At 63.0% G+C, this 15,829-nt stretch carries 14 protein-coding genes, 1 tRNA gene and 1 riboswitch; of the genes, 14 read left to right on the top strand and 1 reads right to left on the bottom strand.

Annotation, left to right across the window (positions count from 1 at the left end; genetic code table 11):
- Positions 1–222 precede the first annotated feature (222 nt).
- Positions 223–1,467 (bottom strand): serine hydroxymethyltransferase, encoded by a 1,245-nt coding sequence (gene glyA / locus ACIPHN_RS12460; protein ID WP_400436535.1) that lies wholly within the window; start codon positions 1,465–1,467, stop codon positions 223–225.
- Between the two features lie 136 nt (positions 1,468–1,603).
- A riboswitch (ZMP/ZTP riboswitch) is annotated at positions 1,604–1,703 on the bottom strand.
- A 208-nt stretch (positions 1,704–1,911) separates the two neighbouring features.
- Here glyA and ACIPHN_RS12455 point away from each other — a divergent pair.
- The 14 genes from ACIPHN_RS12455 to ACIPHN_RS12390 all read left to right on the top strand — a co-directional run bounded on the left by ACIPHN_RS12455 (position 1,912) and on the right by ACIPHN_RS12390 (position 15,822).
- The gene (locus tag ACIPHN_RS12455) at positions 1,912–2,664 is read left to right on the top strand and encodes an SDR family oxidoreductase (protein WP_400436533.1); all 753 of its coding nucleotides are present in this window, start codon (positions 1,912–1,914) and stop codon (positions 2,662–2,664) included.
- 173 nt (positions 2,665–2,837) lie between these two features.
- Entirely contained in the window at positions 2,838–3,290 is a 453-nt protein-coding gene (gene ybgC, locus ACIPHN_RS12450; RefSeq protein WP_400436531.1) for a tol-pal system-associated acyl-CoA thioesterase, read from the top strand.
- Between the two features lie 222 nt (positions 3,291–3,512).
- Positions 3,513–4,217, top strand: a complete 705-nt coding sequence (gene tolQ, locus ACIPHN_RS12445; RefSeq protein ID WP_400436529.1) for a protein TolQ — start codon at positions 3,513–3,515, stop codon at positions 4,215–4,217.
- Positions 4,217–4,651 (top strand): biopolymer transporter ExbD, encoded by a 435-nt coding sequence (locus ACIPHN_RS12440; protein ID WP_400436527.1) that lies wholly within the window; start codon positions 4,217–4,219, stop codon positions 4,649–4,651. Before tolQ ends, ACIPHN_RS12440 begins: the two co-directional genes overlap by 1 nt.
- Positions 4,652–4,669: 18 nt before the next feature.
- On the top strand, positions 4,670–5,650 hold the full coding sequence (tolA, locus tag ACIPHN_RS12435) for a cell envelope integrity protein TolA (RefSeq protein ID WP_400436525.1): 981 nt from the start codon (positions 4,670–4,672) through the stop codon (positions 5,648–5,650).
- Between the two features lie 3 nt (positions 5,651–5,653).
- Complete coding sequence (gene tolB / locus ACIPHN_RS12430; protein WP_400436523.1) at positions 5,654–6,940, top strand: Tol-Pal system beta propeller repeat protein TolB; 1,287 nt, start codon at positions 5,654–5,656, stop codon at positions 6,938–6,940.
- A 43-nt stretch (positions 6,941–6,983) separates the two neighbouring features.
- Positions 6,984–7,502 (top strand): peptidoglycan-associated lipoprotein Pal, encoded by a 519-nt coding sequence (gene pal / locus ACIPHN_RS12425; RefSeq protein WP_400436521.1) that lies wholly within the window; start codon positions 6,984–6,986, stop codon positions 7,500–7,502.
- 5 nt (positions 7,503–7,507) lie between these two features.
- The gene (gene ybgF / locus ACIPHN_RS12420; RefSeq protein WP_400436519.1) at positions 7,508–8,263 is read left to right on the top strand and encodes a tol-pal system protein YbgF; all 756 of its coding nucleotides are present in this window, start codon (positions 7,508–7,510) and stop codon (positions 8,261–8,263) included.
- Positions 8,264–8,371: 108 nt separating this feature from the next.
- Positions 8,372–8,447, top strand: a tRNA-Lys gene (locus ACIPHN_RS12415).
- A 189-nt stretch (positions 8,448–8,636) separates the two neighbouring features.
- Complete coding sequence (locus ACIPHN_RS12410) at positions 8,637–10,541, top strand: acyltransferase family protein (RefSeq protein WP_400436517.1); 1,905 nt, start codon at positions 8,637–8,639, stop codon at positions 10,539–10,541.
- Between the two features lie 262 nt (positions 10,542–10,803).
- Positions 10,804–11,463 carry a CC0125/CC1285 family lipoprotein gene (locus ACIPHN_RS12405; RefSeq protein ID WP_400436515.1) on the top strand — a complete coding sequence of 220 codons (660 nt, stop codon included), beginning with the start codon at positions 10,804–10,806 and terminating at the stop codon, positions 11,461–11,463.
- Positions 11,464–11,474: 11 nt separating this feature from the next.
- Positions 11,475–12,686, top strand: coding sequence for a S1C family serine protease (locus tag ACIPHN_RS12400; protein ID WP_400436513.1), 1,212 nt, complete (start codon positions 11,475–11,477; stop codon positions 12,684–12,686).
- Between the two features lie 358 nt (positions 12,687–13,044).
- Positions 13,045–15,219: an SLC26A/SulP transporter family protein gene (locus ACIPHN_RS12395; protein WP_400436511.1), complete on the top strand. Its 2,175-nt coding sequence runs from the start codon at positions 13,045–13,047 to the stop codon at positions 15,217–15,219.
- 141 nt (positions 15,220–15,360) lie between these two features.
- A complete protein-coding gene (locus ACIPHN_RS12390) occupies positions 15,361–15,822 on the top strand; it encodes a hypothetical protein (protein WP_400436509.1) in 462 nt (153 codons plus the stop codon).
- Positions 15,823–15,829 lie beyond the last annotated feature (7 nt).

Below are 15,829 nucleotides of genomic sequence, written 5' to 3'. Positions count from 1 at the left end.
CGGCGGGCAATATCCCGCAGATCGTGGTGTGCAACGGCGCGGCATGCCAGCCTACAGCAGTGAGCTTGTCGCAGCATATCGCGTTACTTCAATACTTCAGTGTTTCATCAGTTCGACGACCTACCCCACCAACGGATGGTGCAGATGCACGACGGCGCCCGCAGCAACGGGCGCCGTGTTCTGTTGCTTCAGCAGGCGGGCCCCAACCCGCCCACCGGCCTCTTAGCCGTAGACCGGGAAAGCGTCGGTCAGCTTCTTGACCTCGACCTTCACGCGCTCGATGGTCGCGGCGTCATGCGGATTGTCCAGCACGTCGGCGATCAGGTTGGCAACCTTCTCGGCTTCGACTTCCTTGAAGCCACGGGTGGTCATGGCCGGGCTGCCCAGGCGGATACCCGAGGTCACGAATGGCTTTTCCGGATCGTTGGGGATGCCGTTCTTGTTGCAGGTCATGTGGGCCGAACCCAGGATGGCTTCGGCTTCCTTGCCGGTCAGGCCCTTGGGACGCAGGTCCACCAGCATCACGTGCGACTCGGTGCCGCCGGAGACGATGCGCAGGCCGCGCTTGATCAGGGTCTTGGCCAGCACGTCGGCGTTCTTGACCACCTGTTGCTGGTAGGTCTTGAATTCCGGCGAAGCGGCTTCCTTGAAGGCCACGGCCTTGGCCGCGATGACGTGCATCAGCGGACCGCCCTGGATGCCCGGGAAGATGGCCGAGTTGATGGCCTTCTCATGCTCGGCCTTCATCAGGATCACGCCGCCGCGCGGACCGCGCAGGGACTTGTGGGTGGTCGAGGTGACGAAGTCGGCGAAGGGCACCGGGTTGGGGTACACACCAGCAGCGATCAGGCCGGCGTAGTGAGCCATGTCGACCATGAAGTAGGCGCCGACTTCCTTGGCGATCTTGGCGAAGCGTTCGAAATCGATGCGCAGCGAGTAGGCCGAGGCGCCAGCGATGATCAGCTTGGGCTTCTTCTCACGGGCCAGGGCTTCCATGGCGTCGTAGTCGATCTCTTCCTTTTCGTTCAGGCCATAGGAGATGACGTTGAACCACTTGCCCGACATGTTCAGTGCCATGCCGTGGGTCAGGTGGCCGCCTTCAGCCAGCGACATGCCCATGATGGTGTCGCCCGGCTTCAACATGGCGAAGAACACGCCCTGGTTGGCCTGGGAGCCGGAGTTGGGTTGCACGTTGGCGGCTTCGGCACCGAACAGCGCCTTCAAGCGATCGATGGCCAGTTGCTCGGCGACGTCCACGTATTCGCAGCCACCGTAGTAACGCTTGCCCGGATAACCTTCGGCGTACTTGTTGGTCAGCTGGGAACCTTGCGCTTCCATCACGGCCGGCGAGGTGTAGTTCTCGGAGGCGATCAGCTCGATGTGATCCTGCTGACGGGTGTTTTCCTTCTGGATGGCAGACCACAGGTCGGGATCGACTTTTGCGAGAGTCTGGTTCTTGTCAAACATGGTGTTTCTCCAAATTGATGAGATGCGGCCGAAGATCGGGCCACGGCATGCAAGGGCATACCGGATGCGCGACTTCCAAAATCGAATGAGGGCCTTGAAACGGGGGAATTGCGGGCAGCCTCAGTCGTACTGTCCATTCGGCTGCCCAGGCGTACGGCTGTTGAAATCTCACGCTTCCCGATGGATCCCCATCTTGGCCGGTTTTACCCGACGTTTCGCCAGTCACGTGAGACGAAATGGTGAGCGCATTGTAGTGAAAGCTGCCGATTTGGGCAAGAACCATGACCTGCATGCAACACTGTTCTCCCACACGACCTTCCCCCGATGAAAGCGAGCCGGCCCTCGTAAAAACCGGCTTTGGGCTACAATTTCGTTTTCTTTTGCGGGCCCGCCGCCCCACCCGACGGCACCCGCGCTTACGCCACACAACAGGAGAGTCAAGAGATGGTCGTGTTGATTACAGGAGCAACCGCAGGCTTCGGCGCCGCCATGGCGCGCAAATTCGCTGGCAACGGTCACAAGGTGATCGCCGCTGGTCGCCGCAAGGAGCGCCTGGATGACCTGGTCAAGGAACTGGGCGCCGACAAGGTGCTGCCACTGGTACTGGACGTGACCAGCAAGGCCTCCATCGAGGCCGGCCTGGCCAGCCTCTCCGGCGACTGGAAGGACGTCGACGTGCTGGTCAACAACGCCGGCCTGGCCCTGGGCCTGGGCCCGGCGCACGAAGTGGCGCTGTCGGACTGGGAAACCATGATCGACACCAACGTCAAGGGACTGGTCACCATCACCCACGCCCTGCTGCCCGAGATGGTCAAGCGCGGCCGCGGCACCATCATCAACCTGGGCTCGGTGGCCGGCGCCTATCCCTACCCGGGCGGCAACGTCTACGGTGCCACCAAGGCCTTCGTCGACCAGTTCACCCTGAACCTGCGCGCCGACCTGGTGGGCACGGGCGTGCGCGCCACCAACCTGGCGCCGGGCCTGTGCGGCGGCACCGAATTCTCCAACGTGCGCTTCAAGGGCGACGATGGCGCCGCTGCCAAGGTCTACGAGGGCACCACCCCGCTGACGGCCGAGGATATCGCCGAAGCCGCCTTCTGGGTCGCCACCATGCCGGCCCACGTCAACATCAACTACATGGAACTGATGCCGACCTGCCAGGGCTTCAGCCCCTTCACCATCAAGCGCAAACAATAAGCATGGGATGAGGTAAAATGGCGTTTTTGCCGCTGTCGCTTCGGCGCGGCAGGAACGCCATCCCACCCCGTTCCTGGAGCAACGGTACCGTTACCGTCGCCTGGCTGTTTCCCTAGATGCAACAATGATCTCTTTGTCGCTGCCACAGCAGATTTCCCAATAACAAGAAGCATATGAATGCCGCCAGTAGTCCATTCGACTGGAAGATCCGTGTCTATTACGAAGATACCGACACCGGAGGCGTAGTCTTCTACGCCAATTACCTGAAGTTCTTCGAGCGCGCCCGCACTGAATGGCTGCGCTCCTTCGGCTTCCAGCAGCAGCACCTGGCCGCGACCACCGGCGCCATCTTCGTGGTCAAGAACACCAATGTCGAATACCTGTCGCCGGCACGCCTGGACGATGAACTCCGCCTGACCGTCGTGGTCGAAAAACTTCGAAATGCTTCCATGGAATTTATCCAGGAAGCCTGGCGCCTGCCGTCTGGGGATGGCGGGACCGCCTGTGACGGGGAAGCCAGGCTGCTGGCGCGGGGCAGTATCACGGTCGTGTGCGTGGACCAGGACAGTTTCCGGCCGCGCCCGATCCCGCCTGAATTGCTCAACTGCATCAAGAACGCATCATGATGTCAACGAAAATGGCTTCCTACCCCTTAAAGGCGCTGGAACTCTGCACGATTGCAAGATTTTTCTGACGTTTTGACAACGATCGACGATATCGGAAACCGGAACCTTCATCTTAAAATCGCCCTCTTTGATGCGCCGCGCCCAGGCGCCGAGCGCATCGACGATACCCGACCCTAACCGACCCACCTTCCATTTGCCGCCTTCAAGCCGCCCCATTTCCCCATGAATGTCACACAAGACCTTTCCTTCATTTCACTGATCGCAAACGCGTCCGTCCTGGTGCAACTGGTGATGCTGCTGCTGTTGACGGCATCGATTACCAGCTGGACCTACATCTTCCGCAAGATGTTCACCATCCGTTCGGCCCGCGTGCAGACCGAGGAATTCGAACGCGTCTTCTGGTCCGGCGGCAACCTGTCCGCCCTGTACCAGGACGCCCTGTCCAACCGCCGCAAGGCCGGTGGCAGCGGCGGTGCGCTGGAGCGCATCTTCCAGGCCGGCATGGGTGAATTCACCAAGGCCAAGGCATCGGTGGCCGCCCGCGGCGGCGCCGTCGACCCCAGCGCCCTGCTCGACGGCGCCCGTCGCGCCATGCGTGCGGCCTACCAGCGCGAGATGGATGCACTGGAATCGCACCTGGCCTTCCTGGCCTCGGTCGGCTCGGTCTCGCCCTATGTGGGCCTGTTCGGCACCGTGTGGGGCATCATGAACGCCTTCCGCGGCCTAGCCAACGTGCAGCAAGCCACCCTGGCGGCGGTCGCGCCCGGCATCGCCGAGGCCCTGATCGCCACCGCCATCGGCCTGTTCGCCGCGATCCCGGCCGTGGTTGCCTTCAACCGCTACTCGCACGATATCGACCGCCTGGCGATCCGCTTCGAGAGCTTCATCGAAGAGTTCTCCAACATCTTGCAACGTCAGGCACGCTAATGGCTGGCTCATCGATGCGCGGGGGACGTACCCGCAAGTTCAAGTCCGAGATCAACGTCGTGCCCTACATCGACGTGATGCTGGTGCTGCTGATCATCTTCATGGTGGCCACGCCCATCACCAACCCCAGCGTGATCAACCTGCCCACGGCGGGCAAGTCCACGCAGCCGCCCTCGGACTATATCGAGATCGCCCTCAAGCCCAACACCCAGGCCACGATCCGCATCAACGGCCCCAAGAGCGGTGGCAAGAAGGCCGAGACCGTGACCGGCAAGACCGACTTGTCCGAGCGCCTGCGCCAGTTGCATGACGACAATCCTGACCTGGCCGTGATGATCTCGGCCGACAAGGACATCAAGTATGACGAGGTCGTGCAGGTGATCTCGGAAGCCAAGAAGCAGGGAATTGCGCGGGTCGGCCTGGCCACCAAATAAGCGCAAGCCCAAGTTGATATGAGCGATAACGCACCCTACAACATCCCCAAGGCGCCCGGCCGCTGGCGTGCCATCACGCTGGCCATGGTGATGCACGTGGCCCTGTTCCTGTTCTTCTGGGTCGGCATCCGCTGGCAGAGCGAGACTCCGCTGACGGTGGAAGCCGAGATCTGGGACCCGCAATACAAGGAAGCCGCGCCCCTGCCCACGCCGCCGCCACCGCAGCCGGAACCTGATCCGGTGGTGGAGCCGCCCAAGCCACAACCTGTGATCGAGCCCAAGACCGTCGCCCCCAAGGTGATCGACGAGCCCAAGCTCGACAAGCCTGATATCGCCCTGCAAAAAGAGAAGGAAAAGAAGCGCAAGGAAGAGCAGGAGAAGCAGGAGAAGGCCGACAAGCTCAAGGCCGAGAAGGAAAAGGCCGAGCGCGAGAAGAAGGAACAGGCTGAGAAGGACAAGGCTGACCGCGAGAAGAAGGAAAAACTCGAGGCCGACAAGCAGAAGAAGCTCAAGGAAGAGAAACAGAAGGAAGACGAGGCCAAGAAGAAGGCCGACGCCGAGAAGCAGGCTGCCGACAAGAAGAAGCAGCAGCAGGCCGCGGCTGACGCCAAGGCCGCCGAACAGCGTCGCCAGGAAGACCTGAAGCGCATGATGGGCCAGGCCAGCACCACCACCAGCAACACCGGTGGCACCGGTACGGCAGCCAAGTCGCAGGGTCCGAAGGGCACGCCTGACTATGCCAACAAGCTGCGCGCCAAGATCCGCAGCAACACGGTCTTCGACAACAGCGACGTCAGTGGAAACCCGGCCGGGGAGTACACTGTCGAACTGTTCCCGGACGGGACCGTGCGTGCAGTACGTGTGAACAAGCCTTCCGGCGTGCCCGGCTTCGACGAGGCCGTGCGCAATGCCGTCACGAAGTCGCAGCCCTTCCCGGCCGACAAGGATGGCAAGGTACCGTCCAGCTTCACTTTCACCCATTATCCGAAAGATCAGTAAACGATGATTAAAGCCCGTTACCTGACCAGCGTGGCCGCCACCGCTCTTGCCGTGGCCGGCCTGTCGTTCGCACCGGCCTCGCAGGCGCAGATCCGCTTCGAGATCACCGGTGTGGGCGCCTCGCAGATCCCCATCGCCATCACCGCCTTCCCGGGTGAAGAGGCCGCGCCGCAGCAGATCACCTCGGTGGTCAAGGCCGACCTGGCCCGCAGCGGCATCTTCAAGCTCATCGACAATGGCGACGCCCTGTCGGATTCCTCGGCCATCGACTACGCCAGTTGGCAGAAGCGCGGCGCCAATGCGCTGGCCGTGGGCAGCGTGGCACGCCTGGCCGATGGCCGCTTCGACGTGCGCTACCGCCTCTTCGACACCGTGGGCGGAACCCAGCTCTCGGCCCTGTCCATCGGCGCCCAGCCGCAACTGCTGCGCCTGACCGCGCACAAGATCGCCGACGACATCTACCAGAAGCTGACCGGCATCCCCGGCATCTTCTCCACCCGCATCTCGTACGTGACCAAGTCCGGCAGCGAGTACCGCCTGGAAGTGGCCGATGCCGATGGCGAAGGCACCCAGGTGGCACTGCGCTCGAACGAGCCCATCATCTCGCCGTCGTGGTCACCCGATGGCACCAAGGTCGCCTACGTCTCCTTCGAGATGAAGAAGCCGGTGGTCTACATCCAGAACCTGGTGACGCGCCAGCGCTCCATCGTGGCCAACTTCAAGGGCAGCAACTCGGCCCCGGCCTGGTCCCCGGACGGCTCGCGCCTGGCCGTGGCCCTGACCCGTGACGGCCTCACCCAGGTCTACGTGATCAATGCCGACGGTTCCGGCCTGCGCCGCCTGACCAACAGCGCCGGCATCGATACCGAACCGCAATTCTCGCCCGACGGCGGTAGCATCTACTTCACCAGCGACCGCAGCGGCGGCCCGCAGGTCTACAAGGTCGGCCTGGACGGCGGTTCGCCGCAGCGCGTGACCTTCGCCGGCAGCTACAACATCAGCCCGCGCATCTCGCCGGACGGCAAGACGCTGGCCTTCATCTCGCGTCGCGATGGCCAGTTCCAGCTGTATGCGCTGGACCTGACCAATGGCCAGGAAATCCGCCTGTCCGACGGCAACCGCGACCAATCGCCCAGCTTTGCGCCCAACGGCAAATACATCATGTACGCGACGGAATCTGGTCGTCGCGGATCCCTGGCCGTCGTCTCCGTGGACGGCCGAATCAAACAGCGTCTCACGACGCAGGCCGGTGATATCAGGGAACCGACCTGGGGTCCGTTCATGAAATAAAGAAATCCAATATTCACATTCATCACGACAGGAGAAATCCAAAATGCGCACTATCAGTACCTTCGCCCTCATCGTTTCCAGCGCTGTTCTGCTGGCCGCCTGCTCCTCCACCAAGCTGGATGACAAGGCTAACGCTCCCGTGCAAAACGGCGCCAGCAACGGTGCTGACACCCGTGCCGTGGGCACCGTCAACGCCGGTTCGGTTGACCCGCTGAACGACCCGCAAGGCGTTCTGGCCAAGCGTAGCGTGTACTTCGACTACGACAGCTACACCGTCAAGTCCGAATACCGTTCCGTGATCGAAAACCACGCCAAGTACCTGGTGGCACACAAGGATCGCAAGGTCATCATCCAAGGCAACACCGACGATCGCGGTGGCGCCGAGTACAACCTGGCCCTGGGTCAGAAGCGTGCTGAAGCCGTCCGCAAGGCCCTGGTCCTGCTGGGCGTGTCCGACGCACAAGTGGAAGCCGTCTCCTTCGGCAAGGAAAAGCCCAAGGCACTGGGTCAGGATGAAGCGTCCTACGGCGAAAACCGTCGCGCTGACATCGCTTACCAATAATCGTCATGCATACCGCTTTCAAACTGAAATCGGTAACCGTGGCGGCCCTGCTGGCCGCCACGGCTTTCTTACCGCTTACCTCCCGCGCCGGCATGTTTGACGACGACGAGGCGCGCAAGGCCATCCTGGACATCCGCGCCAAGATCGAAGCCCTGCAGCGCGATGTCGCCAACAAGGCCGACAAGAACAGTGTCCTGACACTCTCTGACCGCAACGACAACCTGCAGTCGCAGATTGCCGCCCTGCGTGGACAGATTGAAGTCTTGACCAATGACATTGCCAACGCCCAGCAACGGCAAAAGGATTTCTACGTCGACCTCGACGCCCGCCTGCGCAAGCTCGAACCGCAACAGGTGAACGTGGATGGCCAGACGGTGGCTGTCGGCATCCCCGAACAGCAGGCCTATGACGCGGCGCTGTCGCAGTTCAAGGGTGGCGACTACAAGGGTGCGGCCAACGCCTTTGGCGACTTCATCAAGCGTTATCCGCAATCCGGCTATGCCGCCTCGGCGCAATACTGGCAAGGCAACTCCCTGTATGCGCAACGCGACTACAAGGGCGCCATCGCTGCCCAGCAGAACGTGGTGAAGAATTATCCGGACAATCCCAAGGCCGCCGACGCCCTGCTCAACATCGCCAGTTCGCAAGCCGAACTGAAGGACAAGGCAGCTGCCAAGAAGACGCTGGAACAGTTGATTGCCAAGTATCCGGGCACCCCGGCTGCGCAAACCGGCAAGGACCGGTTGTCCTCGCTGAAGTAGCAGTACCCGGGCCTGCCGGCCCCCGCGTGGTCCGGCATGTCCGATTGCAACTTCCGAGGCTGACGTGTTGACAGCCTCGATAGAGTTTGCCTATAATAGCTGTCTTTCGGGTCGTTAGCTCAGTTGGTAGAGCAGCGGACTTTTAATCCGTTGGTCGCAGGTTCGAGTCCCGCACGGCCTACCACGAATTTGCAGTAGAAAATCAAGCACTTACGAGAAATCGTGGTGCTTTTTTTTCGTCTGTAGCGATGGGCTGCCTTCCAGCATGCCCGGGTACCTGGGCCTGGTCCCGGCCATGGCAACCCGACTGCAGTGTTGCTCATTGATGGTCGACCTGACACAATGACCGGCCACTCGGTCAACGTTCGCCTGCATGGACTTTCAGAAAAATATCAATGGCTTGCGCGCCATCGCAGTGCTTTTGGTTCTACTACATCATTTCGGCGTTCCTGGTTTTCGCGCCGGCTTTATCGGCGTAGACATCTTTTTCGTCATTTCAGGCTACCTCATCACCCGCAACATCGTGACAAATGTGGACGCCGGCAGCTTCCGGCTGGGCACATTCTATGTCGCGCGCCTGCGCCGTATCGCCCCCGCGCTGGTGCTTGCCTGCCTTGGCACGGCGCTGGCATTCGCGACCATCCTGACCTCGGCCGACTATCTGAAACTGTGGCGCCACCTCGGTGCAGCGCTGCTCTTCTTTTCGAACGTCGCATTCCAGCGTGAGGCAGGTTATTTCGATGCCGTTACCACCACCAAGCCACTGATACATACCTGGTCGCTGGCCGTGGAGTGGCAGTTCTATCTTGCGTTCCCGCTATTGCTCAACGTCCTGCCCCGGCGACATCTCAAACTGGCACTGCTGAGCGTGTCGGCCGCGTCATTGGCGTTCTGCCTGTGGCAGACGCAACACCATCCGGTTGCCGCCTTCTACCTACCTTTCTCGCGCATTTGGGAATTGCTGGCTGGCGGACTGCTGGCCCTCTATCCACCGCAATCCGAGGCCTGGGACAATCTGAAGAAACTGGGCGCGCTGCGCCTGGCAGGTGCTGCGATCCTGGCCGGATTGATGCTGACGGTGACCGAGCAGACACCATTTCCTGGCTGGGTTGCGCTGCTCCCGGTCCTGACGGGACTCCTGTTCATCGCCAACGGCGATGTCGGGTTCATGCGCCAAGGCCTGCAGAGCGCGCCCATGCAATTTTTCGGGAATATTTCCTATTCGCTCTATCTGTGGCATTGGCCGATCGTCGTATTTCTCACGCTGGTGCAGCAGGGGCATCTCTCCGGCCTTGCCAGGATCGGCGGCATTTCCGCATCCATTCTGCTCGGCTATGTGTCCTGGCGCTGGGTAGAGAATCCGCTGCGCAACGACCGTCAGTTCTGGAGCAATCGTCGCATTGGCTGGAGCTATGCAACGACCTGCGTACTGGCCGGACTTGGCCTGGTCACCGCCATCAAGTCCGGTGGCATGCCCTTCCGCCTGCCCCAGTACGTGCAACGTGCCGAGCTGGCATCCGCGGATGTGAACCCGAGACGCGCCGAATGCTTCCTGGAACGCGATGATGCGAAAGCCGCGCATGCCCCCACCTTCTGCCGATCGGGCAGCGCCGGCCCGGCTACCGCCATCCTGTGGGGTGATTCCTTTGCAGACGCACTGCAACCGGCCTTCGATGCGGCTTCCAGGCAGAGCAATTCGAGTCTCGAGATCGCGACCGTTTCGGGCTGTGCTCCCATCGATGTCTTCCCCTACGCCGACGCGGCGGATCGGGCAAGATTCCAGTCCTGCGCATCTGGCTATCAGGCCAGGGTACTCCAGCATATCGAGACCTCGCCAACGCTCCACACGGTCGTGATGGCGATGTTCTATCGCCTCTACGCGCCCGCCATCCTCACCGATCGCCTGCCCGAAGTGGCCTGCCGCCTGAAAGGCCTAGGTCGCCACGTCGTACTGGTCGCGCCGATCCCGGTGGCCCAGTGGGATGTGCCATCCACCTGGGCCATGGAACAACTGATCAAACACGGTCCCATCGACAACCTGGCCGTTTCGCGCGATGCCCAATCCGACATGGAACAGGTGTTTTCGACCGTGGAGTCTCGCATCGAATCGCTCTGCGACGGCGTCGACATCATTCGACCGATGGATGTCCTCTGTCACGATCGCCAGTGCAAGCTGGTCGAGCAGGGGCGCTCCAACTACTCGGACCAGTGGCATCTGTCCGCCACCGGTGCGGCCCGGCTCCAGAGCCAGATAGCCAAATTGCTGAAAGGCGTTTGACTACCCCGGGTTGAGACCAGCGACGGCGCGGGACTGCGAGGCGCCACATCAGCTCGTCATCAGGAGGCGCCATGTCGAACGGCGCATTCACTGCGCGCCAGTACGCTGGTCACACAACCTGTCCCGCGCCGCTTTTCCCTGCAGAAAACTTCCTGTCAGCATTTTGTCAGAGCGGCATGCAAAGATTCTCGCTGGTCCTGCAGCGTGAAAACGTCATCCGTGCTGCAAGGGCCGCACATCGTCCACTACAACAACAAACGACATGCTTTCAACATCGCGCGGGGGCGCTGCCGGCATTTTGCTGGCGGCGGTGATATTGGCGGGGTGCGCCACCGCCTACGGGCCACACGGCATCACAGGGGGCTACGCCGATACCAAGCTGGCCGAGGATCTGTACCGGGTTAGCTTTTCCGGCAACGGCAAGACCAGCCGCGACATGGTCTGGCATTACTGGATCTATCGCTGCGCCGAGTTGACGCAGCAACAGGGCTACTCGCACTTCATCGTCCTCAAGTCCAACGATCCCATCCCCCATCCGGTCGCGCGGCCCATGAGCAACACTTCGCTGCCGCAAGACCCGCGCGATGGCAGCGCGCCGATGGGCCAGCTCACTCCCACGGCGACCCACTCCGCGCCGGTCTACATCTATACGCCCGGCGTGCCCATCGTCACCTACTCGGGCAATGCCGTGGTCAAGATGCTGCGCGTACCGGCTGACTATCCCGGCCAGGCGGTACTGAGCGCAGAGGTCATCCTCAAGCTGGTCGGTCCCTACGTGAAGAGTGCCGGGCAGTCGCCCGCGCCACCGGACCAGGAAGTCATCAAGGCCGCGCTGGTCTTCACGCCGGTGGCGGCAGCGCCGCAGCAACGCAGCGGCCAGGTCACCATCGACGACCTCAAGAACCTCCTGCCTTCCCCCTGAGACGCCCCGCCATGAAATTACGCCTGACCAAGCTCCTCGGCCTGCTCTGCCCTCTGCTGGGCGTAGCGCCGGTGGCCCATGCCCTGGATGCCGAAACCCTGTTCAAGCAGCTCTCCCCCAGCATCTGGGTCGTGCAAGCCATGGATGCCCAGGGCCAGCTTTTCAGCACCGGCTCGGCCGTGGTGATCGGCCCCGAACGCCTGGTCACCAATTGCCATGTGCTGGCGCGCGCCAGCAGCTTCAAGCTACGGCACGGCAATCTCACGCTGGCGGGCCGGCTGGAGTTTCCCGATCCCGAACGCGATCTCTGCCAGGTGCGCGCCGAAGGCCTGAAGGCGCCCGCCGTCACCATCGCCCCGGCGCGCAGCCTGCGGGTCGGCCAGCGGGTCTTTACGCTGGGCGCACCGCGTGCGCTGGAGGAAACCATCAGCGACGGCCTGCTCTCGGCCCTGCGGCTGGATAACGATGGCAAGCTGCGCTTCCTGCAAACCTCGGCGCCGATTTCTTCCGGCTCCAGCGGCGGCGGCCTGTTCAATGACAAGGGCGAGCTGATCGGCATCACCACCGCCATGATTGCCGGCGCTACGGTGCAGAACCTGTCCTTCGCCGTGCCGGCCGAATGGATCTGGGACCTGGAAACGCGGGGCCGCGCCGCGATGGCCAAGCGCAGCAGTGCGCCCAATGGCGCTGCGGCGGCACCGGCCATGCCGCCCGCGTCCACGCAACCCGTCGCCCCGACACCCGCGCCGGCGTCACCACCGATGGCTGCGGTACCGCCATCACCTATGCCCCAATCGCCCCCACCGCCGCTCCGCCCGCCCGTCCAGACGCCACCGGCGACCGCCGTGCCGGCCGCCCCTGGAACCCCGAACAGCGCCCGTAACGGCGAGCGCTGGTATGCCCTGATGACTTGCCAGGCGCGTGCCGATAACGGTGAATTCTCGCAAGCCTACCAGGCCCGTTTCGAGGCCGAGGTTGCCAACAACGGCATTGCCCTGCACCGCCGCAATGCCCAGGTGGCTGAAGCCCTGGCGGGCCAGCTGGGCCGCGATCGGCTCGATATCACCGGATTCGGCTATCGGATCAACAATCCGGACCTGATGTGGAAGTTTCGCTTCAACGGCACCATCCAGGCAGGCGCGTCGATCTATGCCGTCAAGGGTGACATGCTGCGCGGCGAGGAATCGATCCGCAAGTGCGAGCTGGTCATCGCGCGCATGTAAGCGGCACGGCATAGGGCAAGCGTCTCTGGCCGGCATTTCGCAAGAGGCGACGGCCCGTATGCTGGCGCCACCCGGCCTGCTCCCGCGGGCTATGGCCCCTCGTCTCCCGCAGTTCGTGTAAAAACCCATCCTTGTTGTTATTCTGTCATTTTCGTGTGATAGATTTGTCATTCATCATTAGCACCACCGTTTCCTCAGGCCGGTAACACGGCCGGGACAGCAATCGCCGGGGACCGGTTATCCCCGGGACGGGAGCAATGCGGTGCCAGACAACAAGAACGGGCCACCAAGGGCCGGTCATATCGACGGGGGTACAGGCATGCCGCAAAAACGCGCAGCCTTCGGGGAAGATCATTTGATGCAGCCATCCAGTTGGCTCGCACGCTCACAGCAGTGGCTGGGCAGTCTGCCGGCAGCTTGCGTGGTGGCACTGATCTCGGTCAGCTATGCAGTCAGCTACGCAGTGATGATCTTCGGCAGCAGCGGCAGCGCGCTGCTCCAGGCCGGCCTGCCGCTGCTGTTCGTCACCAGCGTGCTGGGATTGCTGGCGATCTCGTTCACCAGCTCACTGCCCTTCATGGTCGGTGGCGCTGATTCCAATTCGGTCGGCCTGCTCTCGCTGATGGTCGGTGGCATCACCGGTGTCATGCAGCGCTCGTCCATGCCCGCCGCGGAGATCCTGGCCACCGTGTTCGTGGCCATCGCACTGAGCACCGTGCTGGTGGGCCTGCTGCTGACCCTGCTGGGTGTCATGCGACGCGGCAATCTGGTGCTGTTCGTGCCCTTCCCGGTGGTGGGCGGCTTCCTGGCCGGTACCGGCTACCTCCTGTGGACCGGTGCCTTCACGGTACTCACCGGTCATGCGCTCACGCTGGACACCCTGCGTGCCGGGATCGCCCTGGACTGGCGGGTCGTGCTGCCGGTGGCCATCGTGCTGGTCGGCATGCTCGGACTGCCGGGTCGCAAGTTCGACCATCCCCTGGCCCTGCCAGCATCGCTGGCCCTGGCTTGCGTGGCCTTCTTCGCATCGCTGGCGGCAAGCGGCGTCTCGTTTGCCCAGGCCCGCGCACTGGGCTGGATGTTCGAGCCACTCAGCGCGGGCAACGTGCAGTTGCCGGTGAGCCTGTCGTGGCGGCTGATCCACTGGGATATCCTGCTGCGCCACTACGGTGAATTCCTGGCGCTGACCGCCGTGACCACCCTGGCCATCCTGCTCAATGCCACCGGCGTGAGCCTGGCCACCCGGCGCGAAGTGGATTTCAACCGCGAGCTGCGCAGCGCCGGCATCGCCAACATCGTCACCGGTCTCTTTGGCGGCGTGGTCGGCTGCCATTCACTCTCCCGCACCCTGCTCAACTACCGCTTCGGATCGCGCGACCGCCAGGCAGCCGTCATCGCGGCCATCCTCTGCCTGCTGTGCGCGCTGTTCTTCATCCCCTGGATCAGCTACTTCCCCAAGCCGGTACTGGCTGGCCTGCTGCTGGGCCTGGGCGCCGGCCTGCTCAATGAATGGCTGATCAAGGCCCGCCGCCTGTCGCGGGGCGACTACTTCCTCATCGTACTGATCCTGGCCGTGGTGGCCTGGTATGGTTTCGTCACCGGGGTGGCGCTGGGTGTGGTGGTGGCCTGCATGCTCTTCGTGGTCGACTACGGGCGCGTGTCCTGCGTGAAGATGGAGTTCACCGGCGCCAGCCTGCACTCCAAGCTGGAACGCCCGGTCCAGGCCAATGCCGAACTCAAGCGCCTGGGCCAGCGGGTCTTCGGCATGCGCCTGCAGGGCTTCCTGTTCTTTGGCAGCGCCAACCAGATCGTGCATCGGGTGCGCGAGCAACTGCAGTCGCCGCGCAAGTACATCATCATCGACTTCCGCCATGTCCAGGGACTCGATGCCTCGACCTCCCAGAGTTTCGTCAAGCTGGCCCAGGTGTGCGAACAGTTCCAGGTCACCCTGATCCTGACCGGCATCACCGAACGCATCCGTCGCCCGATCGCCCGCGCCGCCTTCCACGGCACACCGCCCAAGGAATTCGCCGATCTCGACCTGGCACTGGAGTGGGTGGAAGACCGCTTGCTCGAACAAGGTCCGCTGGAGCAGTCCGACCATGGCCTGCATGTCAGCCTGGCCGAACATTTCGATGCGCCCCAGCTGGCGTCGCTGTTCTCGCGCATGGAGACGGTCGATCTGGAGGCCGGCACGCTGCTGTTCAGGAAGGGCGATGCGGGCGACTCGATGTATTTCATCGAAGAGGGGCTGGTCAGCATCTCCCTGCCCCTGGAAGAAGGCGGGGCCATGCGCCTGCGCTCCTTCGGCAATGCCACCATCGTCGGCGAGATGGCCCTCTACCGGGGTCAGCACCGCACCGCCGATGTCGTCACCGACCGCCCCACGCGCGCCCACAAGCTCACCCTGTCCACGCTGCGCCAGCTGGAGCGGGAAGACCCGGCCACGGCCCTGCGACTGCACAGCTATGTCGTCAAGGTGATCGCCAGCCGTCTTGAATCCACCAACGAGGCCTATCGGCTGGCGTACTAAGCCCGGCACCCGGCACCGCAGGGGCTTGCCTGGCGAGTGCCGGGCCGGGAAGCCGGCATGGCGGGGCGATCCGATATACTTCATGTTTTAGCCCGAATCCATGCGGGGCTGCTCCCCGAGCGCCCTGCCCTGCTCCCGACCATGTCCGACCAAGCCCCCGAACCGATCTTCCCCGATGACGCCGTGACCGGCGCCGATACCATTCCCGCCCCGCGTCCCTGGATCGTGCTGCAGAACGTGCACGAGGTCGAGACCTGGATCGAGACCTACAACCGCGAGCTGCAAGCCGTGGTCTGGCGCAACAAGCTCAACGCTATCAATGCCGGCCAGGGCATCTGCTTCACGCTGGAACTGGGTGGCGAGATCTACCTGCATACCGCCCCCGAAGGCGAGATCCTGCTCGATGTGAGCGAGGAAGCCGCCTGGGCCGCCCCGGTCATCAGCGCCGCCGCCAATGTCGCCGCACCGGCCGGTTCGGTGTGGGTGTTGCCACCGGATACGCTCACGCAACTGGTGCTGGGCCTGTCGGGCCTGATCGCCACCTCGCAGTTCGTGCTGCGGCATGAATTCAGGCTCGGCAAGTCGCAACGCGTATCGCTCTGACAGCGCC

The sequence above is a fragment of the Herbaspirillum sp. NPDC087042 genome (assembly GCF_044745245.1).
GTDB lineage: Bacteria > Pseudomonadota > Gammaproteobacteria > Burkholderiales > Burkholderiaceae_D > Herbaspirillum.
The sequence above is the reverse complement of the archived record's forward strand: the minus strand, read 5'-3'. Positions and strand labels throughout refer to the sequence as shown.